General features: G+C 64.8%; 23 protein-coding genes. 12 read left to right on the top strand and 11 right to left on the bottom strand.

Features of this window, described 5'->3' with window-relative positions; all coding sequences use genetic code 11:
• Positions 1-73 precede the first annotated feature (73 nt).
• Positions 74-331: a glutathione S-transferase N-terminal domain-containing protein gene (locus tag EYW42_RS08485; protein ID WP_135534840.1), complete on the top strand. Its 258-nt coding sequence runs from the start codon at positions 74-76 to the stop codon at positions 329-331.
• A 91-nt stretch (positions 332-422) separates the two neighbouring features.
• Here EYW42_RS08485 and EYW42_RS08480 read toward each other — a convergent pair whose 3' ends face one another.
• Positions 423-785, bottom strand: coding sequence for a hypothetical protein (locus EYW42_RS08480; RefSeq protein WP_135534839.1), 363 nt, complete (start codon positions 783-785; stop codon positions 423-425).
• Positions 786-873: 88 nt separating this feature from the next.
• Positions 874-1,839: a transcriptional regulator gene (locus EYW42_RS08475; RefSeq protein ID WP_135534838.1), complete on the bottom strand. Its 966-nt coding sequence runs from the start codon at positions 1,837-1,839 to the stop codon at positions 874-876.
• A gap of 150 nt (positions 1,840-1,989) precedes the next feature.
• Here EYW42_RS08475 and EYW42_RS08470 point away from each other — a divergent pair, with 150 nt between their 5' ends.
• Positions 1,990-3,261, top strand: a complete 1,272-nt coding sequence (locus EYW42_RS08470) for a TiaS agmantine-binding domain-containing protein (protein ID WP_135534837.1) — start codon at positions 1,990-1,992, stop codon at positions 3,259-3,261.
• Between the two features lie 237 nt (positions 3,262-3,498).
• Positions 3,499-3,768, top strand: a complete 270-nt coding sequence (locus EYW42_RS08465; RefSeq protein WP_135534836.1) for a hypothetical protein — start codon at positions 3,499-3,501, stop codon at positions 3,766-3,768.
• A gap of 248 nt (positions 3,769-4,016) precedes the next feature.
• Here the strand turns inward: EYW42_RS08465 and EYW42_RS08460 are convergent, their stop codons facing one another.
• On the bottom strand, positions 4,017-4,550 hold the full coding sequence (locus tag EYW42_RS08460; RefSeq protein WP_135534835.1) for an NUDIX domain-containing protein: 534 nt from the start codon (positions 4,548-4,550) through the stop codon (positions 4,017-4,019).
• Between the two features lie 146 nt (positions 4,551-4,696).
• Here EYW42_RS08460 and EYW42_RS08455 point away from each other — a divergent pair, with 146 nt between their 5' ends.
• Complete coding sequence (locus EYW42_RS08455; protein WP_135534834.1) at positions 4,697-5,503, top strand: inositol monophosphatase family protein; 807 nt, start codon at positions 4,697-4,699, stop codon at positions 5,501-5,503.
• A gap of 59 nt (positions 5,504-5,562) precedes the next feature.
• On the opposite strand, the gene phnE is transcribed toward EYW42_RS08455, so the two are convergent.
• The 5 genes from phnE to EYW42_RS08430 all read right to left on the bottom strand — a co-directional run bounded on the left by phnE (position 5,563) and on the right by EYW42_RS08430 (position 10,842).
• On the bottom strand, positions 5,563-6,618 hold the full coding sequence (phnE, locus tag EYW42_RS08450) for a phosphonate ABC transporter, permease protein PhnE (RefSeq protein ID WP_135534833.1): 1,056 nt from the start codon (positions 6,616-6,618) through the stop codon (positions 5,563-5,565).
• Positions 6,615-7,367: a phosphonate ABC transporter ATP-binding protein gene (gene phnC, locus EYW42_RS08445; protein WP_135534832.1), complete on the bottom strand. Its 753-nt coding sequence runs from the start codon at positions 7,365-7,367 to the stop codon at positions 6,615-6,617. The genes phnE and phnC overlap by 4 nt, the downstream gene beginning before the upstream one ends.
• A 41-nt stretch (positions 7,368-7,408) precedes the next feature.
• Positions 7,409-8,365, bottom strand: a complete 957-nt coding sequence (locus EYW42_RS08440; RefSeq protein ID WP_135534831.1) for a substrate-binding domain-containing protein — start codon at positions 8,363-8,365, stop codon at positions 7,409-7,411.
• Between the two features lie 337 nt (positions 8,366-8,702).
• Positions 8,703-9,854, bottom strand: a complete 1,152-nt coding sequence (locus EYW42_RS08435; protein WP_135534830.1) for a pyridoxal-phosphate dependent enzyme — start codon at positions 9,852-9,854, stop codon at positions 8,703-8,705.
• Positions 9,855-9,885: 31 nt separating this feature from the next.
• A complete protein-coding gene (locus tag EYW42_RS08430) occupies positions 9,886-10,842 on the bottom strand; it encodes a succinylglutamate desuccinylase/aspartoacylase family protein (RefSeq protein WP_135534829.1) in 957 nt (318 codons plus the stop codon).
• A 125-nt stretch (positions 10,843-10,967) separates the two neighbouring features.
• Here EYW42_RS08430 and EYW42_RS08425 point away from each other — a divergent pair, with 125 nt between their 5' ends.
• Positions 10,968-11,249 (top strand): DUF7536 family protein, encoded by a 282-nt coding sequence (locus EYW42_RS08425; RefSeq protein ID WP_135534828.1) that lies wholly within the window; start codon positions 10,968-10,970, stop codon positions 11,247-11,249.
• 20 nt (positions 11,250-11,269) lie between these two features.
• Here the strand turns inward: EYW42_RS08425 and EYW42_RS08420 are convergent, their stop codons facing one another.
• Positions 11,270-12,469: a potassium channel family protein gene (locus EYW42_RS08420; RefSeq protein ID WP_135534827.1), complete on the bottom strand. Its 1,200-nt coding sequence runs from the start codon at positions 12,467-12,469 to the stop codon at positions 11,270-11,272.
• Positions 12,470-12,615: 146 nt separating this feature from the next.
• Here EYW42_RS08420 and EYW42_RS08415 point away from each other — a divergent pair, with 146 nt between their 5' ends.
• The 3 genes from EYW42_RS08415 (at position 12,616) to EYW42_RS08405 (ending at position 14,578) form a co-directional block, all read left to right on the top strand.
• Positions 12,616-12,810: a hypothetical protein gene (locus tag EYW42_RS08415; RefSeq protein WP_135534826.1), complete on the top strand. Its 195-nt coding sequence runs from the start codon at positions 12,616-12,618 to the stop codon at positions 12,808-12,810.
• Between the two features lie 75 nt (positions 12,811-12,885).
• The gene (gene citZ / locus EYW42_RS08410) at positions 12,886-14,025 is read left to right on the top strand and encodes a citrate synthase (protein ID WP_135534825.1); all 1,140 of its coding nucleotides are present in this window, start codon (positions 12,886-12,888) and stop codon (positions 14,023-14,025) included.
• Positions 14,026-14,353: 328 nt separating this feature from the next.
• Positions 14,354-14,578, top strand: a complete 225-nt coding sequence (locus tag EYW42_RS08405) for a DUF7511 domain-containing protein (protein WP_202613848.1) — start codon at positions 14,354-14,356, stop codon at positions 14,576-14,578.
• Positions 14,579-14,605: 27 nt separating this feature from the next.
• Here the strand turns inward: EYW42_RS08405 and EYW42_RS08400 are convergent, their stop codons facing one another.
• Positions 14,606-14,869 carry a hypothetical protein gene (locus EYW42_RS08400; RefSeq protein WP_135534824.1) on the bottom strand — a complete coding sequence of 88 codons (264 nt, stop codon included), beginning with the start codon at positions 14,867-14,869 and terminating at the stop codon, positions 14,606-14,608.
• The gene (locus EYW42_RS08395) at positions 14,866-15,882 is read right to left on the bottom strand and encodes a DUF7490 domain-containing protein (RefSeq protein WP_135534823.1); all 1,017 of its coding nucleotides are present in this window, start codon (positions 15,880-15,882) and stop codon (positions 14,866-14,868) included. Before EYW42_RS08395 ends, EYW42_RS08400 begins: the two co-directional genes overlap by 4 nt.
• Before the next feature lie 97 nt (positions 15,883-15,979).
• On the opposite strand from EYW42_RS08395, the gene EYW42_RS08390 reads away from it, so the two are divergent.
• The 4 genes from EYW42_RS08390 to EYW42_RS08375 all read left to right on the top strand — a co-directional run bounded on the left by EYW42_RS08390 (position 15,980) and on the right by EYW42_RS08375 (position 20,333).
• Complete coding sequence (locus EYW42_RS08390) at positions 15,980-16,369, top strand: gamma-glutamylcyclotransferase family protein (RefSeq protein WP_135534822.1); 390 nt, start codon at positions 15,980-15,982, stop codon at positions 16,367-16,369.
• Between the two features lie 244 nt (positions 16,370-16,613).
• Complete coding sequence (ilvA, locus tag EYW42_RS08385; protein ID WP_135534821.1) at positions 16,614-17,825, top strand: threonine ammonia-lyase; 1,212 nt, start codon at positions 16,614-16,616, stop codon at positions 17,823-17,825.
• Between the two features lie 116 nt (positions 17,826-17,941).
• Positions 17,942-19,339: a cytochrome ubiquinol oxidase subunit I gene (locus EYW42_RS08380; protein WP_135534820.1), complete on the top strand. Its 1,398-nt coding sequence runs from the start codon at positions 17,942-17,944 to the stop codon at positions 19,337-19,339.
• Positions 19,332-20,333, top strand: a complete 1,002-nt coding sequence (locus EYW42_RS08375; protein WP_135534819.1) for a cytochrome d ubiquinol oxidase subunit II — start codon at positions 19,332-19,334, stop codon at positions 20,331-20,333. Before EYW42_RS08380 ends, EYW42_RS08375 begins: the two co-directional genes overlap by 8 nt.
• Position 20,334: the final 1 nt, after the last annotated feature.

Below are 20,334 nucleotides of genomic sequence, written 5' to 3'. Positions count from 1 at the left end.
TCGCTTTCGGGGAAATGCGTGCGGAGCACACACCTTCGGTCCTCTTTTTTGTCCGGGAGGACTACGAAGCGACATGGCGAATCTGGAACTGTACGAACTCGAAGGCTGTCCGTACTGCGCGAAAGTCGTCAACAAACTCGAAGAGCTGGGCTTAGAGTACGAGTCTCACATGGTCCCGAGTTCACACAGCGAGCGCACGGAGGTCGAGGAAGTCAGCGGCCAGACCGGGGTCCCCGTCCTCGTCGACGAGGAACACGGCGTCGACGGGATGCCCGAGAGCGACGACATCGTCGAGTACCTCGAAAAGACGTACGGCGACGGCGCGGCCTGATAGGGGCTGTTGTCAGTCAGTTCGGTGATTCACTGACGCGGGGTCGGCGAACGCCGGGACGCAGTTACGACAATTCTTAACGGCCCAGCGGTCAGCGTTCGCCGTGCGCTTCGACGGTCACGTCGCCGTTCGCGATCCGGAGAACGTACTCCTCGTACGCGTACACCGTCCGTTCGAATTCGACCTCGCCGTCGATCAGGACGCGAACCACGTAGCCGCGCCCCGGGTCGAACGCGTCAGAGAGGTCTAACCGGTCCAGCGGTTCGAGGTCGTGTCGCTCGTCGTACACCCAGTCGCCAGTGTCGTCGTCGGCAACGACGACGCGAGCGGTGACCGCGTCCGAGGCGCGGACCGATACGCTGGCGGTGTACTGTGCTGTCGTGCCTTCGCGGCTATCAGGGGTTCCACAACCGGCGAGACCGGCGAGCGCGAGGACGTAGCTGCGGCGGCGCATGGCGGAAGCTTCCGGCGACTCCGGTAAATGCTTTCAGGAGCCGCGGCTACGGATTCCTGTTCGTCGACCGCCGCAACGGCGCGAACGTTCAGGCGGGCTCCCCATCGCTGCGTTCACGGATCAGGTCGCGGAGTTCTTCGGCGTCGTGGGCCGATTCGGCCTCCTCTCGCTCGATGATGGCGGTCCCCTCGACGGAGTCGCGCTTGGCGCTGTCGACGAAGTAGACGGAGTGGGTGTGGGTGACGCGTCCGATAGAGCCCATGATGCGGGCGCGCTTCTCGGCGGTTCGGGTGAACTTGGAGTGGCCCGTCAGCACCGTCCCTTCACCGGATTCACCGTCCTCGCTGACCGCCTTGAACGGCGACCGGAGCGTGGGATGGACGTCGAACCCGGCTCGCGTCATGACGGCGACGATACGCTCGTCGTCGGGGTCCGCCTCGGGGTCTTCCGGCGTGGGGTCCGCGTCGTGGACCTCTTCCGTTCCGTCTAACACGTCGACAGGGCTCGTCAGCGGCGCTTCGAACATGTTCTCTAGGTCCTGTGCCACTTCGACGGAGGCGTTCATCCCGTCCTCGTACTTCGAGACGGTGCGCCGGGAAACGCCGAGTTCGGAGGCGAGTTGACCGAGACTCCACCCCTTCTCCTCGCGCTTGTCGGCCAGAATGTCGCCGTCGATGTTGACGTAGAGACCGCCCGGCGCGGCGTAGATGAGCGGCGGCACTTCCTCGACGAAGAGGTTCATCGCCGTGTCCGGACTTAATACGGGGACGCCGTGCCGGAAGTACACCACGTCGGGCTTGAGTTCCTCGTCCCGGGTGCGAAGCCCGATCACCATCGGCGTCCCGTCAAGATAGGTGCCGAGACGGCGCATTTCGGCACCCGTTTCGCCGTCGAAGGCGTCGATGTTCGCCAGGATCTTCAGTAACACGAGTTCGTCGCCGCGGCGGGCCGCGATGTCGAAGCTTTTGGGCCTGATCGCACACCGGTCGCTCACCGTAAAGCCCGCGTCTTCGAGCATCGCGGTGACGTTGCCGACCAGTGCAGACCGAGTCATACCCATAGGTAAGCCTTTCATCGCATATATGCGTTGTGTCGCCGGTGTCCGAACGGCGTCAGGCGGTTTTACCTGCTAGACAGCGGTACTTTCTTATACAGTCAGGTGAGACGAAAGGGGTTACACCGACGCGGCGTCTACGGGACGACGATGCCGGTAGTCCTCGGGATCGACGACACCGATTCCCGCGAACGCGGGATGTGTACGACCTACGTTGCTCGCACCGTCGCCGACGGGATCCGCGACGCGGGCGGGGAGGTTGAGCGACTGCTACTCGTTCGCCTGAACCCCGCAGTTCCCTACAAAACACGGGGGAACGCCGCGCTCGCGGTCCACGCGGATATCGATCCCGAAGCCGCGTTCGACGTGGCTCACGATGTCCTCGCCGCGGCGGCCGAAACCGACGACGAGAACACGAATCCGGGACTGGTCGTCGCGCCCCACGCGCCCGAGGACGCGCCGGACGACGTCGCCGCCTTCGCCCGCGACGCGATGCGGGACCACCACGCCATCGACGATGCGACCGAACTCGCAGACGCGCACGGCTACCACCGCGCCGGATGGAAGAACGCTCGCGGAACGATCGGCGCGCTGGCCGCCGTCGGTGCCTGGCGCGCCGTCCCGGAGTGGACCTACGAATACATCTCCTACCGCTACCCCGACGCCCGCGGGACGCCCCGCGACGTGGACTACGACTCGGTGTTCGCGGCCGCCGACGAGGCCTACCCCGCCGCCTGGGACACCGTCGACCGCGGCGAGGGACAGGCCGTCTGCGTCCCGCGCACGCCCGGCCCGATCCTCCACGGCATCCGCGGCGACGACCCCGAGACGGTCCGCGAAGTCGCCGAGCGCATCGAGAGCGAGCCAGTCGAATCGACCGCCCTGTTCCGGACGAACCAGGGCACCGACGCGCACCTCCGCGACGCCGCCCTCGCCGACGCGCGCGACGGCCGCTCCTACCGCGTCGACGCGACGGTCGCCGACCCGCCCGAGACCCGCGAGGGCGGCCACGTCTTCCTGACGCTCAAAGACGGCGACGCCGCCCTCGACTGCGCCGCCTTCGAACCCACAAAGCGGTTCCGCGACCGCGTCCGCGCGCTCCGCGCCGGCGACCGGATCACCGCCTGCGGCGAGGTCGCCGACGGCACGCTCAAACTGGAGAAGTTCGCCGTCCGCGACCTGAACGGGACGGAACTGGTCACGCCCGACTGTCCCGAGTGCGGGCGCTCGATGAAGAGCGCGGGCCGGAACCAGGGCTACCGCTGTCGGGACTGCGGAACCGCCGCGGCGGGGAAGGTCGACCGTCCCGTCGACCGCGAGTTGGAACGCGGGTGGTACGAGGTTCCGCCCTGCGCGCGCCGCCATATTGCGAAACCGCTAGTTCGGGGCGGGTTCGACGCGCCGACGCATCCTGAGAAATGAGCCTAGCAGGCTGGTTCTCCGCACCGGGTACAGGTGGTATCGGGATACTCTCGGGAGGTACTTTCTCCCGTGTTCTGGCGAACCAGTCGGTGTGGTGGTTTGCGAACTGACCGTTGAGGCACTTACCGGTTTTAGATGTTGTCCGGCAAGTCGTGCTGAATACAGGCGCAAACGCAACACTGTGTAAGCAAGAGAAGTGCCACTATCTTTTTGACACCATATATAGTGGTTGTATGTATGACAGAATTAGAAGAATCGAATAACGCAGACGTGCGGTTCGGAAAGCGTCTTGTGAGGGTATGCGTCTCAGTAGTCGTACTGACTGGCGTGACGGTTATTCTGGGATACGGTGGCTGGATTGTTTTGACGATCACTGCCAAAACCGTTGGCTATGATCCGAAGACCGTCGACGGGGAGTTGTTACGTGATCGGTTACTGGCGTGGCCCGACCGCAACAGAGAAGTCATGCGGTCGAACGGTAGGACGAGTCTCCCGCTGAAACCGTAGTGCATTTGCGACGCTCGTTTTCTGCGGTTAACACGCCATCTCTGACAGCTACCGGAGAGGTGGATAGCGGCTCCGGTAACGTTTTCGCCTGTACTGAGCAGTTGCCGAACGACGACGGGAATGTCCGAACAATTCGATGACATCCGACAGCCAACTGCGAGAGCCATTCATAGGGACTGTCACAAGCCAGTTCGGCATTTTGCCGACACTGGGTCGGTGAATAGCGGAACACAGTTACAAAGCCCCTATCAGTCGCCCAGCGCGTCGAGTACATCGTCTAACTGCGGTCGAACGTGGGGGCGTAACGGTCGCGCTTCGTCCCGTGTCTCCTCGACCGGGACGAACTCGGCAGTTTCCGCGTCCGACCCGGCCTCGGGTACGCCCGTTGTCGCCGACCGCGCGACGGCGTAGCGGATCGAGACGACGTACTTCCCGTCGAACGGATCGAGTTGGCGGACGTCCGCGAGCAGCAGGTCATCCGGGTCGACGGTGATGCCGGTTTCTTCTTCGAGTTCCCTGGCCGCGCCGGCCGCCGGCGGTTCGTCAGCTTCGAGGTGGCCGCCGGGGAACGTCCACTCACCTTTGCCGGGTGGAACCGCCCGTTCGACGAGCAGAACCGCGTCGGTGTGGCCGTCGACCACGGCGACGCCGCCGCAGGGCGCGGCGTTCCGGAAGACGAACCGTTCGCACGAGGGACAGTAGCGGCGCTCCCGTCCCTCGAACGTCCGCGATTCGACCGCAGTCCCGCACTGCGGACAGTAGTTCGGCACGCGCTGGACCATCAGGACACCTCAGCCGCCGAAAGCACTTGTCTCTCTCCCGGGTATCGCATACTCCGTGATGTTTCCGGCCCGAACTAACGCTTTGCGCATCAACCGGCGGCCGCGAAACCGGTGCCCATATCCTTCTCGCCGGCGCGAATCACGACATGGCAGACAGCGAGAGCGAGCGAGCGGCCGTCACGACCCGCGCCGCCCGCGAGGGGGCGGCCGTCGCCGCGGACTACTTCAGGACGGACCTCGCCGTCGAGACGAAAGACGGCGACACGGACGTGGTGACGCGGGCCGACCGAGAGGCTCAGGAGCGCGTCATCGAGACGATCCGGGCGGACTACCCGGACGTCACGATCGTCGGCGAGGAGAACGACGCGCCGACGACGGTGCCCGACGAGGGGTCGGCCTTCGTCGTCGACCCTATCGACGGGACGAACAACTTCGTTCGCGGCGTCCCGTTCTGGTGTACGAGCGTCGCCGCCGTCGCCGACGGCGAACCGGTCGCGGCCGCGACGGTCGCGCCTGCTGTCGGCGACGAGTTCCTCGCGGACGATACGACGGCGCGGCTGAACGGCGACGAACTGTCGGTCAGCCGGCGAGACGGCCCGGAGACGGCGACGGTCTCGCCGACGCTCTGGTGGGACTTCGACAGTCGAGACGAGTACGCGGCCGCCGCGGAGGGCATCGTCGAGCGGTTCGCGGATCTCCGGCGGTACGGGTCCGCACAGATATCCCTGGGATACGTCGCGATGGGCGCGCTGGACGGCGTGTTTTCGAACCTCCGCGGGAACCCCTGGGACACCGTCGCCGGCGTTCACCTCGTCCGGTGTGCGGGGGGTGAGGCAACGGATCTAGAAGGAAACCGCTGGCACCACGACAGCAGGGGCCTCGTCGTCTCGAACGGCGCGGTCCACGACGCGGTGCTTTCGACGGCGCGGGACGCGGAAGCGCAGCGCGGCTGACCCCTCAACGGACCGCGGGAGAAACGTGGTGTGCGATTCGACGGCCGGAACCGGTCGGTTTACTCCTTCGACCGGCTGCCGAGCCACTTGTCGGAGTCGGAGAGTTCGCCGAGCGCGTCGAGGAAGCTCTTGCTCTCGTGTTCGCTCGGCCGCAGCCGTGCGCGCAGACGGGAGGAGATCATCTCGACGGAGAGGACGATGGCGATAACCATGATGATCGCGGCCATCCCTTTTCCGAACTCAAGGAAGCCGAAGAACCGCTGCTGGATGTACATCCCGATGCCGCCCGCGCCCACGACGCCGAGCGAGACGGCGACTCGGACGTTGATCTCGAAGATGTACAGCGTCCAGGCGATGAACGACGTGAACACCTGGCTGAGCATACCGAAGGCGACGCGCTGGGAGTCGGACGCCCCGGTGGAGCCGATAGCCTCGATCGGGCCGTCGTCGATCTCCTCGAGTTCGTCCGTGAACAGGCGGCCGAGGTTTCCGACGGTGTCGGTCGCCACGGCCAGTAGCGCGCCGACCGGTCCGAGTCCGGCCAGCGGGATGTAGATGAGCACCCACACGAGCGCCGGGATAGCCCGGATGGTCGACATCGTTCCGCGGAAGATGAAGTTGAACGGGAACGGGACCACGCGTTCGCTGCCGAGTACGCCGAACGTCAGTGCGAGCGGGAACCCGAGCACTGTCCCGCAGAACCCGATAGCGATGGTGATGACCGACAGGCCGACGAGGCCGTCCTGCTCGGCGAGGCTCTCGACGAGCGTTCCGGGCCGAATCAGGCTCTCGTACACCGCTTGCGGGCCGCGGATGTCGTTCTCGGACGTGTAGGTCGTGAAGTCGACGAAGTCTGGCGGCATGAAGTCCAACAGCGACTCGAGGAAGCCGGGGAACGTCCGCGTCAGGTCGGCGAGGTTGAAACCGATGAAGATGAGGCCCGCAGCAGTGATGCCGCCGAGGACGACCAGCCCGACGCCGAGTGCGAAGCGGCGGATGCGCTGGTTCCGCTCGATCCGCGCGAGCGTCTCGTCGAGGGTTCGCGTACGGTCTTCGGGCGTTCCGCCGTCTTCGACCACGTCGCCGGGCGAATCACTGCTCGTGTCGTCGCTCATTGGCCGAGCACCTCCATCGGGTCGTCGCCGCCCTCCCCGTAGTAGATGTCATCGACGGCCTCCATCGTCAGTGCGTCCTCGCCGCCGTCGAACACCACTTCGCCGTCGCGGATGCCGATGAACCGGTCGCCGAACTCGCGGGCGATGTTCACCTGGTGGAGCGATGCGATAGTGGTGAGGTTCCGCTCCTTGGCGGCCGAGCGCATGTACCCCATCACCTCGGTTGCCGCCTTCGGGTCGAGACTGGCGACGGGTTCGTCGGCCAAAAGTAGGGCCGGGTTCTGGACGAGCGCTCGGGCGATGCCGACGCGCTGTTGCTGGCCGCCGGACATCGACCCCGCGCGCTGTTCGGCCTCGTCGAGGAGGCCGACGGTGTCTAGCGCGTCGAGCGCGGCCTGTTTGTCCTCGTCGTCGTACCACGTGAAGATGCTACTGAGGAGGCCCGTCCGCGAGAGCGCGCCCGTCAGCGCGTTGCGATACGCGCTCATGCTCTCGATGACGTAGTGCAACTGGAACACCATCGCCACGTCGCTTCGACGGCCCTGGACTTCCTCGCCGTTGATGACGACGGACCCGTCCGTAGGCGTCGTCAGACCGTTGAGGATGCGCAGCAGCGTCGATTTCCCCGCGCCGGAGGGGCCGAGGACGACGACGAACTCGCCTTTCTCTATCTCGAAAGATACGTCTTCGAGGGCCGTCGTGCCCTCGCCGTACGTCTTGGTAAGGTCCTGAACGGAGACAGCGGGCATTGGAGTAGATTCCACTTGAAGAAATTATGACTCTGTGACGGTTACTCGGTACCTTCGTCGAGGAGGTCGGACTCGATGCCAAGCTCGTTAGCGACATCGACGACCGGCTGGTACGTGTCGACGTCGGCCTCGCGTACGTCGCTGAACCAGAGGTCGTCCGGGTTCTCCTCGTCTTCCGCGTCCTCCTCGCCGTCCTCGCCCAGGTAGATATCCTCGGGTGCGTCGAGGAAGGCGTCGGTGAACTTCTCCTTTTTCTCGTCGTCGAGTTCGGGGCTAACGATGATGGGCGCACGCGGGATGCCGGAGACGCTGTCGACCTCGCGGATGCCCTCGACGTAGTCCTCGTTTCCGTAGTCCCAGGTGATGAATCGACCGACGCCTGCCGCGTCGATCTGTCCGCTCTGGAGCGCCTCGAACGCCTGCGCGTGACCGGACCAGGAGGCGTTGAAGTCCGCGCCGTCGTCGCTCATCGGGGCGTCGCCGATGTCCAGACCCGCCTGCTTGAGCATGTACAGCGGGTACAGCGATCCGCTGGCGCTGGTCGTGGCGGCGAAGCCGATGTCGCGTCCTTCGAGGTCGGCGGGTTCCTCGATGTCGCTGTCCTCGTTGGTGATAAGTACGGAGTGGTAGTCCCACGAACCGTATGCGTACCGCTGGAGGACCACGTCACACTGATCGCCGCGAACGCCGAGCGCGGCGGCGAACGGCCCGGTCTCGGCGATTTCGGCGTTACCCTCGCCGAGCGCACGAAGCACCGCCGAGTAGTTGTTCGCATACTGGAGTTCGACCTCGACGTCGTCCTCGGTCTCCTCGTCCAGATAGTCCCGTACCGGCGCGTACTGCGACTCCATAAACTCCTGCGGTTCCGTCGGCGACATGACGAACGTAAGTGTACCGTCACCGTACGGCTGGCTTCCGAACTGTCCGATACATCCCGCTGTGAATGCTACGCCGCCCGCTGCGCCCACACTCTTGAGAAAGCTTCGGCGGTCTTTCATGGGAACATACGAGGGTCCGACGATCAGAACTTAAGTCTTGCTATAGCTAGATATACTTATTAATTATACAGTATACCAACATACTATTGCGGGCATATTTGGCAAAGTACGACTATATAAGCCCCCAGTTGATCATTCGTTAATTAACAATCACGCGGTCTGATTCAATAGTGTCTCTGTACACATTGACGGCTGTCAGACTCCGTCACGAAGATATCCCGGATTCTCCCGATTCTGTAGAGCGCGCGAACTTGTTATGACCTCTAAATTATACGATCGAGGCTAGTTTGATCCGTATTGGCAACTTCTCTATAGGTATCATTTATGAGTAGTACGGCTATAACGTCTTCATCCCGCTTCCGGTCAGCGGGACGACGACGTCGTCGTCCTCGTCCAGAACACCTTCGCGGCGGTACTCGCCGAGCGCCGCCGGCGCGACGGCGCTCGTGGGTTCGACGTAAAACCCGGCACGATGGAGGCGGTCGAGCGTCCCTTCGACGGCGTCTGCGCCCAGTGCGATGGCGTCCCCGTCCGTCTCCCGGATGGCGTCTTCGACCTGCTCTCTCCGCGCCGGGTCGCGGATGTGGATGCCGTCGACTATCTCGTTTATCGCCTCCGGTTCGTCGTCCCGGTCCAGAGCGGCGGTCAGTTCCGCGCCCGGCTCTTCGCGCTCGGGGCGGTTGTCCTGTAGCTCCGCCGCGAACGGCGCGTAGCCGGTCCCCTGTGCGCCCAGCAGGCGGGGAACGTCGTCGGTGATGCCGGCCTCCCGAAGTGCCCTGAAGCCGCGGTAAGCGCCAAGAAAGAGGGTTCCGTGGCCGAGCGGCAGGACGACGGCGTCCGGCACCGTCCACTCGCGCTGGGCGGCGACTTCGAGGGCGAACGTCATCGTCCCGGCGTAGAACGCGGGGTTCCAGGCGTGGCTGGCGTACCAGCCGTCACCGGTGCGCACTGCGTCGAGACACGCTTCGGTGACAGCCTCGCGCCCGCCTTCGACGCGGACAGGCCGCGCACCGGCGCGCTGGATGGCGACGAGCTTGGACTGCTTGATGTCCGCCGGAACGTATATCTCGGCGTCGAGACCGGCCCGGGCGGCATAGGTCGCGATGGCGGCCCCGGCGTTGCCCGAGGAGTCCTCGATGACGGTGTCGACGCCGAGTTCGACCGCCCGCGAGAGCGTCACCGTCGCCCCGCGGTCCTTGAAGCTCCCGGACGGGAACACGTACTCCAGTTTGAACTGGGCGTCCCAGTCCGGGGCGTCGACGAGCGGGGTGAACCCCTCGCCGAGACTCACCTGCTGACTCACGGGCAGGAACTCGAAGAACGTCCAGAGCCCCCGGCGGGTATCTAGTTTCTCGAACGGGGGCGGGCTCCCCTCGGGGAGCGGTTCGTTCGCGAAATCGAGCGCGTGACCGCAGTCACAGCGCCACGGTTCGTCCGGTCCGGCGTCGTACTCGTTGCCGCAAGCGCGGCAATGAAGGTCAGTGGGCATCTGTCGTAGTCGGTTTCGGTGGTCGTCCGCGTCAGTACTCGTCGATATCGGTGGCGACCGAACAGACGTACTCCCCGGTCGCGACCTGGGGAAGGCGGCGGGCCCGCCAGAATATCCCGCTCCCGTCCGCGGTCACCGTGGCCTTCTCCTGTCCGAACGCGTCGGTCACTTCGAAGATGGTGTCCCCGCGGGACACGCGGTCGCCGAGTTCGCGCCGGAACCGGACGAGTCCGCCGACCGGCGACCCGAACTGATCGAACCCGCCGGCGCGGGTCTGGTTGTTAAGCGCCGCGTCGCCGTCGAGAAAGTCGTAGTGTCTGAGTACGTTGAACACTCCCTCGACGCCTATCGAGATGCTCTCCTCGTCCCAGCCGACCGACCCGCCGAGTTCCGGGTCGATGGTCGGGACCCCCTCGTCGGGGGCGGCACGCGCTAGCTGACCGTCCGGACCCTTCTGGTCGAGGACGTAGCCGCAGCCGAACGCCTTCGCCAGTTCCAGGCACTTCGAGTGCAGGCGGTGACGGCTTCCGCAGCGAACCCGCACTTCGTTCAACATCTGACTCGTCGACCCCTGGTGGAGGTCGAGGATCAGGTCCGCGCGCGTCGCGGTCTCGAACGTCGCCGCGGCGATCCGCTCGCTCGACGTGCCGTTTTCGTCGCCCGGATACGCCCGGTTCATCTTCGTGTCGTCGATCGGGTTCCGGTGTTCCGCGACCTGGAAGGCGTGGTAGTTCACGATCCCGACGATGAGTATCTCGCCGGCCAGTTCCCCGGGGTCGACCTGCGGGACGAACCGCTGGATCACGCCGACGCCGTTGAGTTCGTCGCCGTCGCTCGCGGCCTGAACGTACAGCGTCCGACCGGGTTCGGCCCCGTTTATCACCGCGACCGGCAGTTCCGCCGGACTCCCGTCACGGGTCTCGCCGACACGAAGTCGCCCCGTGTCCATCTCTCCGGGGCCCGCGCTCGCTGTGCCCAGCGTCGTCATTGACGGATCGTGGATGTGATACGCCTTAGGGGTTCGGACTTCCGGTCGTTCGACCCGACGGTCGGTTTCGTATCCGTTCGCGGCGGAACGATGCGGCTTTGGTCGTAGAGTTCACACGCTCGGACGTGTCCGAGGACGCCCCCGACCGGCCGCCGATGGTCCAGTTCATGCGGGCGCTGAACGTGCCCCGCCACGCGAAAGTGAGCGCCGCCGCTGGCGTCGGGTTCGCCGTCGTCCTCTACGGGTTTTTTGTCGTCGTCCCGGCTGTCCTCCCCGGCGCGACGTTCCGCGGCCGCTCGCCGTTCCTGTATCTCGCACTCGCGTTCGTTGCCGCCGTCACGTCGGCGATGTTGCTCACGACCGCACTGACGGTGGTGTCGGCGGTCAGACTCGCTATGCGAGAGTAACGGCAATCGCCGCCGGTCTACTAACTCACGAGCGCTTCTAGCCGTTCCGCCCCGGTCCGAGTCCCCTTCGCGAGGATCACGTCGCCGCCGCGGAGTTCCGTCTCGGGGCCGGGCGAGATGACCCAGTCGTCGCCCGTCTCTCCGCTCGGTCTCCGGACGGCGATGACGCGCATGCCGGTCTCGGTTTTGACTTCCCGCGCGCCGAGGCTGACGCCGTCGAGTTCGCTGTTCGGTTCGACGGTGAACCTGACTATCACCTCGTCGCTCTCCAGAACCGCCTCCGCGACGACCGGGTGGGTGCCGAGGCCGCGGAGCACGCCCTCCGATATCTCGAGGGCGGCGTCGCTTATCTCCTCCGTGCTCGCGCCGAGTTGTACCAGACCCCGCAACGAGACCGGGTCGTCGACACGGGCGGCGGCGCGGAGCGTCCACGCCTCGAACCGCGACTGCAGCGCGTCGACCTCCGCTTCGAGTTCGGCCACTTCGGCGGCGACGTCTTCGCTGTCGAACAGCACCGACCCGTACGCCAGGTCGACGGCGAGTTCGCTCATGTTTTTCATCAGGACGATGGAGTCGACGGCGCGTTCGAGGTCGTCGATGCCGGCCTCTACCGGTTCCGTCCGGTCGTACGCTTCGCGGGTGGCCGTCGCGTAGACGGTGGAGATGCCGTCGTTCGGCCCGCGCAAGAGGAGCACGTCGTCAGCGCGGATCCGAGTCTCTCGGTCGGGGTTCATCAGCCAGTCGCCGCCGCGTCGGATCGCGATGATCCGGACTCCGGTCTCCGTTTCGAGGTTGATGTCTCCCAGCGTCCGGTCGACGTACTCGCTGTCGTCGTGGACGGTCGCGCGGACCAGCGTTTCGACGGCGTCGGGCAGCGCCGTCCGCATCGCGTCCGGGAGACCGATCTCCTCGATGACGACCTTCGCGATGTCGCCGGCGGCGTCGCTTATCTTCTCCGCCGCGCCGACGACGCCGAGGACGGGTGCGAGCTGTTCGGCGTCGTCGGTACTTCTGGAGGCCATCAACAGACTCATTCTTGCCCGGAGCTGCAACACGTCCATCCGCTCTTCGAGCGCCAGCACCTCCTCGGCTACCTCGTCGCTGCCGAGAAGGACGGCCGAGTACGAGAGGTCGATGAGCAACTCTGCGGTGTCTTTCATCTCCGCGAGCAGTTCCTTGACGCTCGCGGGTTCGTACTCGACCTCTACGGGCGCGTCCATGGTTTCGAGTTGTACGCCTCCCGAGAAAAACGTTGCCGCTCCGGCCGTCTCGCGGCGGTGAGGCCGAGCGAAACTATCGAACGTGTTACGGTCCGGGCGTGTTCGCCGATGTCCGAGCGGCGACGAAGACACTCGCCGACGCGTGAATGAAGATCCCCTGGTCCGACGGGACGCGCCTGCTGAAGGGCGTGACCGACGACTTCCAGCCGCCCAACTACGCGGATCGACCGGACGGGGATAGCCCGGCACCAGCGGTCGAGGCGCTGGAAAACGCGTATCATTGGATCTCCAAGGATCGGACGGATGCCTACACCGAGGCGGTACGAGCGTTTCTGAAGTGATCGTTTGTATACCGGTTCTTCCCGTTTACGGGCAAACGATAATGCTTTTCCCGGCAGGTAAGCAATTGGCACGGTATGTCTGACGAGTTGAAGAAAGGGCTCGAGGGTGTGCTTGTCGCGGAATCCGGTCTGAGCCACATCGACGGCGACGAGGGTCGTCTCATCTACCGGGGGTACACCATCGAAGACCTTGCCAGGGAAGCCAGTTACGAGGAAGTGCTGTACCTGCTCTGGCACGGTCACCTGCCGGACCGGGCGGAACTCGACGAGTTCACCGCGGAGATGGTGGCCGAGCGGGACGTGGACGACGGCGTGATGGATGCAGTCGCCGAACTCGCGGACCAGGACGAAAACCCCATGGCCGCGCTCCGGAGCGCCGTCTCCATGCTGTCGGCGTACGACCCCGACGACTCCGAGCACGAACCGGACGACCGCGAGGCCAATCTCCGGAAGGGCCGCCGGATCACGGCCAAGATACCGACCGTTCTCGCCGCGTACAACCGCCTCCGAAACGGACAGGAAGTCGTCGAACCCCGCGAGGACCTGAGCCACGCGGCGAACTTCCTCTACATGCTCAACGACGAGGAACCGGACGAGGTACTCGCCGAGACGTTCGACATGGCGCTGGTGCTACACGCCGACCACGGACTGAACGCCTCGACGTTCTCGGCGATGGTTACCTCTAGCACCCTCGCCGACCTCCACAGCGCAGTCACGTCCGCTATCGGCACGCTGTCGGGCGGTCTCCACGGCGGCGCGAACCAGAACGTCATGCGGATGCTAGAGGAGGTCGACGAGAGCGACCGCGACCCCGTCGGCTGGGTCGAGAACGCTCTCGAAGAAGGCCGTCGCGTGCCCGGGTTCGGTCACCGCGTCTACAACGTCAAAGACCCCCGCGCGAAGATCTTAGGCGAGAAGTCGGAGGCGCTCGGCGAGGCGGCCGGCGACACGCGCTGGTACGAGATGAGCGTCGCCATCGAGGAGTACATGGCCGAGAACAAAGGCATCGCGCCGAACGTCGACTTCTACTCCGCGTCGACGTACTATCAGATGGGTATCCCCATCGACATCTACACGCCCATCTTCGCCATGAGCCGCGCCGGCGGATGGATCGCCCACGTCCTCGAACAGTTCGAGGACAACCGCCTCATCCGGCCGCGCGCCCGGTACGTCGGTTCCAAGGACGAGGAGTTCGTCCCTATCGACGAACGGTGAGGGAGCAGCGGCGACCCGACCGCACCGCCTTTCGAGTCGAGTGAGCCTCGTCAACCGCGAGCGAATCGGACCGCGGCGAATATCCTCAACAAAACAATACGACCGCCCGTTCTGGTGCTAATATCCGCGGTTTACACACTCACTACTGCTTTTTTTAGAACCCGTCACATGCCTCTGTACCGCCAGTTATCGGCGTAAAAGCCGTTTACTCGACTTCTCAGAACGTCTCCGGCTGGTCCCTGGAACTCGGCTTTCACCGAGTGCACACTTCGGCGTCGCTAGCCGGCGTATAACCAAGTCTGTGACGTGACTTGGGTGACATGGGGAGATGGGGAAGGATTCCGGGTCGCGAACGCCACACACCATGTACGGCAACACATCGGCAGACGATTCAGTGACACCCGACGCGGAACTGCACGCCGTCACTGTCGAACGGGACGGCGAACCGGACGAGTGTACCCTCTATCCGCGGGGGGCGTCCGGGTTCGAACGGATGTCAGCCTGGATCACGGCGACCGAACGCACGTTCGTCGACCTTCGCACGGTGCGGTGACGGCGGCGATAGGGGACGCCGCCGTCGCTACAGCGACCGCAGGACGTATGAAACGCCGACAGCCGAGGTCAGCAGAACGGCGAGGTTGAACCCGGCCAGAAACAGTGGTTCGTACTTGGCTGCCACCCACAGCGCTATCGCATCCGTCGCATTTGTGTAAAACCCGAGGAGCGACACCGCCGCAAGCAACAGTAACGCGACGAGTACGCCCCACTGGAGATACTGCCGGATGGTGTCTCTGTCGGGACCGTCGGTTCGCCTCGGTTCCGTAGCGGTTGTCTCCTTCGTCATCGTTCTCTCCGTATCAGCAGTGCCGCACAGACGACCGCGACCAACGCGGCCGCAACGCCGAATCCCGGTTGGCCGTCACCCCCTGACCTCGGCGAGTCGCCGTCGTGAGGGGTCGTCTCTTCCGTTGTCGTTCCGTCGTCCGCTTCGAACTCCCCGACTTCGAGTTCGTCACCGCCCTCGTCGATGGGGGCGGAGAAGTTCTGCCCGGGTGCGAGCGTCGCCGGCGCTCGCGTCGACGTGATGAGGACATCGTCGCGGAAGATCATCGCGTCGAGGTAGTAGTTGTAGCCGTCGGGAACCGTCAGGGACGCGTTCGGCGTCACGGTGCGGCCGGAGGCGATGGACCCAACCTTGACCGTTTCCCTGTCGGCGACGATGTTCGATTCCGCCTGTCGAGCGACCAGAACCACGTCGACGCTCTCTGCCCGTTCGGTGTCGGAGTTCGTCACGTAGGCCGCGACATCGAGCGATGTCCGGTTCTCGCCGGCGTCGCTGACCGAGTACTCGACCGACGGCAGGGCTGCCATTCCGGCGTCGTCGAATTCCTGGAATACGACCGGATGGAGTGACCCCACGCCCCCGACGTCCGTGTGTCCCTCGGAGACGCGCTGACCGTCAGCGAAGACGACCGTCTCGATACGGTAGTTACCGCTCCGGGGCACGGTAACGCCGCCCTCGATTGCGGTTTCCCGGTCGCCGGAAACCGTGCCGACGTCGAATTCCCGGGTCGTCTTCACGATGCCTCTCTCGGTGTCGACCGCCCGCAACAGGACGGTGACGTTCTCCGCCGCCGACCCGCGGTGTCGCAGTCGCGTCTCGACGGTAAGCGTCGCGGTGCCGCTCGATACGTCGCCGGGAGCGATCCGAACCTCTTCGATGCCTAACCGACTGTCTCCCTCGGTCTGCAGTTCCTCGTCCGGTGGGGCGAGGGCCGCGGGAGACAGGGCGGCGAGAAGCACCGCGGTCGCCACGACGGCGACTGTGGCACCTATCAGTATCTGTTCCCGTTTCACACTAAATGCATATGGTGAGTAATTAAATTCTTTGTGTGATGGAATAAGACACGAACCGCAACGCAGACAGCGAGCGAGATGCAACGGAGACACAACTATGGACGTGTTCGTCTACGGGACGCTGACCGACGAGGCCCGGGCCGACGCGGTACTCGACGAGTACTCGTATCACGGGGCGGCGCGTCTGGACGGCCTCCATCAAGTGGACGGAGAGTATCCGACGCTTGCGCCCGGCGGGACGGCGGACGGACGGATCCTGCAAACGGGCGACGTTGGCTCGCTGGACGCCTACGAAAACGTCGACGACGGTCTGTACGTCCGAGTGACGGTGCCGACCGCGGACGGCGACAGTGTCGCCACGTACGTGGGAACGCCCGCCCGTCTCGGTGTCGATTCGTCCGTCGAATGGCCGGGATTCGGCCCCTTCGAGAGCCGAGTCCGAACGTATCTGGACCGCGATAACATCGTGGTACACAGTGACGAATGACAGTTGTCTGACGGCCGTGCGACGTTCTTTTCACGGCGGCGCATTCGGGCGGTTCCACTTTCACCCCGCACGCGTGGGGTTTATACTATCGGACCCGCCACGGAAAGACGCACGACACACGCACCGTGCATTCCCCTTTGGGTAGTACCCGCATCCCCTTTCGGGTACTACCCGTATCCCTTCTCAGGTCGACGGCAGTCGGAACATCATAAATCATTACCAAGGTGGCAGAGTATGTTGATCCATGATCGAACTCGCGGACGTACGCGAGGCGCGAGAACGGGTCTCAGCAACCGCCCGACACACGCCACTGGACTACTCGCACACCTACTCCAAGATGACCGGCGCGGAGGTGTACCTGAAACTGGAGAACTTCCAGCGGACCGGGTCGTTCAAGATCCGCGGGGCGACCAACCGCATCAAAACCCTCTCGGAAGCCGAGAAAAACGCGGGTGTCGTCACCGCGAGCGCCGGCAACCACGCACAGGGCGTGGCGCTCGCCGCCTCGCGGGTCGGCGTCGATTCGAAGATAGTCATGCCGACGAACGCCCCCATCTCGAAAGTCGGGGCAACCCGGAACTACGGGGCCGAGGTCGTCCTCCACGGCGACGACTACAACGATGCCGCCGAACGCGCCCACGAGATCGAACGCGAGGAGAACCGCACGTACGTCCACGCCTTCGACGACGAGATGGTGATGGCCGGACAGGGGACGATCGGTCTGGAGATCGTCGAGGAACTCCCCGAACTCGACACCGTCGTCGTCCCTATCGGCGGCGGCGGTCTGATAAGCGGCATCGCAACGGCGGTCAAAGCCCACGACCCTGAGACGCGCGTCGTGGGTGTCCAGGCGGAGGGGGCCTCCTCAGTCGCGACCTCCCTGCAGAAAGGTGAGATACACGAACTCGACGGCGTCGACACGATAGCGGACGGTATCGCGACCCGTAGCGTCGGCGAACTCCCGTTCGAGGTGATCCAGAAACGGGTCGACGAGGTCGTAACCGTCCCCGACGCGGACATCGCCATGGCCATCACGAACCTGCTGGAACGGTCGAAAACGATGGTCGAGGGTGCGGGTGCCGTTCCCCTTGCCGCGCTGTTGGAGGGACACCTCGACTACGAGGAGGAAGAGGTCATCGTTCCGGCGCTGTGTGGCGGGAACATCGACCTCAACATGCTCACGACCGTCGTGATGCGCGGACTGGTCGAAACCGGCCGATACCTGAAGGTCCGAACGGTTCTCAAAGACCGGCCCGGTGCTCTCGAAGACCTGCTGAAAGTGATCGCCGACATGCGCGCGAACATCTACGCCATCCAGCACGACCGCACGTCGCGGGACATCGGCATGAGCGACACCGAAGTCGAACTGGATCTCGAAACGCGCGGCCACGACCACGTCGACCGACTGCTGGCGGAACTTCGGGACCGCGGCTACGAAGTGGACGTGTTAGTGTAACTGTAGACGTTTCTACCGGAGTCACCTATTCTTTTCTCCCGTTCCCGGCGAGTGGCTATCGACGGCGAATCTATTCGCCTCTTCGTTTAACTCTCGGCTGTTACCCTCGCCCAGCCATGATCGACCCAGTCCTCGCCAGTAGACTTCAGTTCGCCCTCACCACGATCGTTCACATCATCTTCCCCGTGATGAGCATGGGGCTGGCTCCGTTCCTCGTCTATTTCACGTGGAAGGAGGTTCGCACGGACGACCCCGTGTACCCGCGACTCCGGTCGTTCTGGACGTCGGTGTTCGCCATCTCGTTCGTCGTCGGCACCGTCACCGGTATCGTCTTGGAGTTCGAGTTCGGGACGAACTTCGCGGCCTTTGCGACCACGGCCGGCGAACTGTTCGGGGGGCCGTTAGCCGTCGAGGGGATGATGGCGTTTTTCCTCGAAGCGACGTTTCTCGGCGTGTTCGTCTTCGGCCGCGACCGGGTGTCCGACCGCCTCTACTTCCTGTCGAGCGTCTTCGTCGGTCTCGGAACGTGGCTCTCAGCAGTGTGGATACTCGTGGCCAACTCCTGGATGCAGACGCCTCGCGGGTTCGAACTCGCCCGGGAGGGGGGTCAGCCGGTCGTGACGCTCGTCGACCCCGTCGCCGCGTACGCGAACCCGCGGTTCCCGTGGATGTTCGTCCACATGCAGAGCGCTGCCGTGCTGTCGGTCGCGCTGTTTCTCGCCGGTGTGGCGGCCTACTACGTCCGAACGGGCGGCGACGACCGCTTCTGGCGTATGACGCTGAAGGTGGCGCTGGTCGCCCTGCTCGTCACCGCGCCGTTTCAGGTGCTTCACGGCGACAGCTACGCCCGCCACGTCGCCGAGACTCAGCCCCAGAAGTTCGCCGCGATGGAGGCGCAGTACGAGACCGGTCCTCACGCCGACCTCCACCTCCTCGCCGTTCCCACCAGCCTCGACGGGTTCACCGACCCACGCGCTGAAACCCTGTTCACGGTGAGCATTCCCAGTCTCGCCTCGGCGCTCGCCAGCGGTGGCGACCCGTCCGCGGTCGTCGACGGTCTAAACGAGTTCGACGGCTCTCCTCCCGTCGCTTTCGTCTTCTGGTCGTTCCGCGCGATGGTCGGTTTCGGCTTCTGGTTCATCGGCCTCGCGCTCTGGGGAGGGTACCGATGGTATCAGGGGCGACTGTTCGAGAGCGAGCGCCTGCTCCGGGCGCTCACTTGGTCGTCACTACTCGGAATACTCACGGTCGAACTCGGCTGGATCGTCACCGAAGTCGGCCGTCAGCCGTGGGTGATACAGGGCGTCATGCGGACTACCGACGGCGTCTCGCCCGGGTTGACTGGCACGGAGGCAACTGTGACGCTCGTCGGGTTCGCCGGCGGATACGCGCTCCTGTTGGCGCTTTACTCGGGAGTCATCTTTCGACTGCTCCGGAGTGGGCCGCCGGACGCGGCAGACGTGACGACTTCGGAAGCGCCCGCACCGCCCGAGGAGGTGACAGTCGATGACTGACCCCCTGTCGCTGTCGAGCGGGCCGGTACTCGGTCTCTCCCTGCCGGAACTGTGGTTCGGGATTGTCTTCGCGTTTCTGGGGACCTTCCTCTTTCTCGATGGGTTCGACTTCGGCGTCGGTGCGCTGTTTGCCACCCGCGACGACGAGTCGGAGCAGGAACAGCTCCTGGCTGCTATCGGGCCGTTCTGGGACGGAAACGAGGTGTGGCTCGTCGTGTTCGGCGGGGCGCTGTTCGCGGCGTTCCCGGCCGCGTACGCGGGGCTGTTCAGCCGTCACTACATCCTGTTGTTCGCGTTCCTCGCCGCACTCATCCTCCGCGGGTTGGCTCCGGAGTTCTACGAGCAGCGCCACGACGAGCGGTGGCGGCGGATCTGGGGTGTTGCCTTCGTCGTGGGCAGCGTCAGCGCACCGTTCTTGCTCGGGATGTTTGCGACGGCGTGGCTAACCGGCTCCGAGGGAAGTCTCACCCTCGCAGGTCCGCTCGTCGGTCTAGCGCTCGTTGCTCTCACCGTCGTTTCGGGTGCCGCGTTCCTGGGGATCAAAACTCGCGGAGTCGTACAGTCAGAGACGACCGCGTACGGCGTCCGGGCAGTGACCGGCTACCTAGCGCTCGTCGTCGCGTCGCTCGTAACGCTCGCGCTTACCGCGCCGAACGTGGGCGGCGGTCTCCTGGCTCCCGTACCGGCGGCGCTCGTCGCGCTATCGGTCGCGCTTGTCGGTGGATACGTCCGCGCGATGCGCGAGGAACGGTACCATCTCGCGCTCGGCGTCGCCGGCGCGCTCACGTACGGCTTCGTCGCGCTGGTGGCCGTTCTCCTGTACCCGTCTATCGATCCGTCCTCGGAACTCTCGGTCGCAGACGCGGCCGTCTCGACGCTCGCGCTGAACCTGATGACGATAGCGTCCGCTCTGTTGATCCCGCTGGTGATCACCTACTTCGCCGTGCTGTACTCCGCTTTTGCGGGGCCGGTCGAGGCGGGAGAGAGCTACTGAG

Origin of the sequence: Halostella pelagica (assembly GCF_004762015.1) — an archaeon.
Lineage (GTDB): Archaea > Halobacteriota > Halobacteria > Halobacteriales > Natronoarchaeaceae > Halostella > Halostella pelagica.
This window is presented reverse-complemented; position numbering and strand designations above follow the sequence as displayed.

Excerpts from the sequence above, each read along its gene's own strand:
- EYW42_RS08405 (WP_202613848.1), top strand. The coding sequence starts at position 14,354 with ATGGGGAAGGATTCCGGGTCGCGAACGCCACACACCATGTACGGCAAC.
- EYW42_RS08420 (WP_135534827.1), bottom strand. The coding sequence starts at position 12,469 with ATGGACGCGCCCGTAGAGGTCGAGTACGAACCCGCGAGCGTCAAGGAA.
- EYW42_RS08415 (WP_135534826.1), top strand. The coding sequence starts at position 12,616 with ATGAAGATCCCCTGGTCCGACGGGACGCGCCTGCTGAAGGGCGTGACC.
- EYW42_RS08485 (WP_135534840.1), top strand. The coding sequence starts at position 74 with ATGGCGAATCTGGAACTGTACGAACTCGAAGGCTGTCCGTACTGCGCG.
- EYW42_RS08470 (WP_135534837.1), top strand. The coding sequence starts at position 1,990 with ATGCCGGTAGTCCTCGGGATCGACGACACCGATTCCCGCGAACGCGGG.
- EYW42_RS08400 (WP_135534824.1), bottom strand. The coding sequence starts at position 14,869 with ATGACGAAGGAGACAACCGCTACGGAACCGAGGCGAACCGACGGTCCC.
- EYW42_RS08480 (WP_135534839.1), bottom strand. The coding sequence starts at position 785 with ATGCGCCGCCGCAGCTACGTCCTCGCGCTCGCCGGTCTCGCCGGTTGT.
- EYW42_RS08380 (WP_135534820.1), top strand. The coding sequence starts at position 17,942 with ATGATCGACCCAGTCCTCGCCAGTAGACTTCAGTTCGCCCTCACCACG.
- EYW42_RS08430 (WP_135534829.1), bottom strand. The coding sequence starts at position 10,842 with ATGACGACGCTGGGCACAGCGAGCGCGGGCCCCGGAGAGATGGACACG.
- EYW42_RS08460 (WP_135534835.1), bottom strand. The coding sequence starts at position 4,550 with ATGGTCCAGCGCGTGCCGAACTACTGTCCGCAGTGCGGGACTGCGGTC.
- EYW42_RS08455 (WP_135534834.1), top strand. The coding sequence starts at position 4,697 with ATGGCAGACAGCGAGAGCGAGCGAGCGGCCGTCACGACCCGCGCCGCC.
- EYW42_RS08375 (WP_135534819.1), top strand. The coding sequence starts at position 19,332 with ATGACTGACCCCCTGTCGCTGTCGAGCGGGCCGGTACTCGGTCTCTCC.
- EYW42_RS08465 (WP_135534836.1), top strand. The coding sequence starts at position 3,499 with ATGACAGAATTAGAAGAATCGAATAACGCAGACGTGCGGTTCGGAAAG.
- citZ (WP_135534825.1), top strand. The coding sequence starts at position 12,886 with ATGTCTGACGAGTTGAAGAAAGGGCTCGAGGGTGTGCTTGTCGCGGAA.
- EYW42_RS08390 (WP_135534822.1), top strand. The coding sequence starts at position 15,980 with ATGGACGTGTTCGTCTACGGGACGCTGACCGACGAGGCCCGGGCCGAC.
- phnC (WP_135534832.1), bottom strand. The coding sequence starts at position 7,367 with ATGCCCGCTGTCTCCGTTCAGGACCTTACCAAGACGTACGGCGAGGGC.
- ilvA (WP_135534821.1), top strand. The coding sequence starts at position 16,614 with ATGATCGAACTCGCGGACGTACGCGAGGCGCGAGAACGGGTCTCAGCA.
- EYW42_RS08475 (WP_135534838.1), bottom strand. The coding sequence starts at position 1,839 with ATGACTCGGTCTGCACTGGTCGGCAACGTCACCGCGATGCTCGAAGAC.
- EYW42_RS08440 (WP_135534831.1), bottom strand. The coding sequence starts at position 8,365 with ATGAAAGACCGCCGAAGCTTTCTCAAGAGTGTGGGCGCAGCGGGCGGC.
- phnE (WP_135534833.1), bottom strand. The coding sequence starts at position 6,618 with ATGAGCGACGACACGAGCAGTGATTCGCCCGGCGACGTGGTCGAAGAC.
- EYW42_RS08435 (WP_135534830.1), bottom strand. The coding sequence starts at position 9,854 with ATGCCCACTGACCTTCATTGCCGCGCTTGCGGCAACGAGTACGACGCC.